This is a genomic window from Deltaproteobacteria bacterium HGW-Deltaproteobacteria-18 (assembly GCA_002841885.1).
Classification (GTDB): Bacteria; Desulfobacterota; Desulfovibrionia; order Desulfovibrionales; family Desulfomicrobiaceae; genus Desulfomicrobium.
Genome location: PHBE01000037.1, coordinates 1 through 1,056 on the forward strand (window position 1 = coordinate 1; position 1,056 = coordinate 1,056).

General features: G+C 57.4%; 1 protein-coding gene. It reads right to left on the reverse strand.

The genetic code is table 11. The features are described 5' to 3' along the window. Nucleotides 1–1,056: hypothetical protein (locus CVU60_17970; GenBank protein PKN39986.1), on the reverse strand; the 1,056-nt coding region annotated here is incomplete at both ends.

Sequence of the window (1,056 nt, forward strand, 5' to 3'; positions counted from 1 at the left end):
GTCACCTCGTACTGCAGCTTGACGGCGCCTTCGTCCGCAAGAAGCAGATTAAGGGCGGAGTCAAAATGGTTGTTGTCGTCTCCGTGATCCAGCGCCTCGTAAAGCGTGGTTTGGAGCTGATAAAGTCCTGAATCCGCAGGGGATTCGACGATCTCGATTGTCAGCACAGGATCGCCGCCGTTGGCGTCGCGGCCCACTATCATTCCGCCTTCCAGATACAGCGTGATCACGCCGCCGGCAGTCGAGGACAGGGTTGTCTCCAGCCCGCCCTCAGTCGGAAAGCCCACAAAGCTGAAGGAGCCTGTGGTCGTACCCGGACCGTCGGTGCCGTAGTCGCCGTCGACTGCGAAAAGCGCCGCCAATCCGCCTTCAAGAGACGTCGTGACCTGGGCCAACCCCGGGCCGTCGTCGTCATTGTTGCCGTCGGCATCCGACCCACGGTCGTCACCCACGGTTTCGTCCAGATTTATCGCAACTGCTCCCGATGCCTGGCCATCGGCCTCGACATTGAGAGTCGGTCCATCGTCCTCGATACCAAACACGCCGGTACTCAAATCGATAAATGCGGACGCCGTATCCCCGTCACCATCTGTTGCGACAGCTGTTAAGAGTATCGTTCCTTCCGGAAGATCCAGGAAAACGGAATCGTCATTATCATTGTCTTCAGCATGCCATACGTTTTCATACTGCACGAAAGTGACTCTGCCTGTTTCCCCGTCCACACTGATACGGAAGAAAGGAGTTCCGCCGTCAACGGTGCCGATAATGGAACCGTTATCCATGCCGAGCATGATCTCTGCGCCCGGTTCGCCGTTTTCACCCAAGGCGAACAGCCCGGAAGACACGCTTTCTTCAATCAGCGACAGATCATAATTGACGCGATCAATAATGCCTGGGCCGTCAGCACCGTAGGCAAAATCGAAATTGCCGGAAAAGTCGGCAGACAGCACGCGTATCCCGTCACCGTCTCCGCCGCCCATGATGGCGTCGGTAAGGGAGACCTGCAGCTGGTAGGTGCCACCAACCGGAATCGGATTATCCGGATTGCTGCTCCCG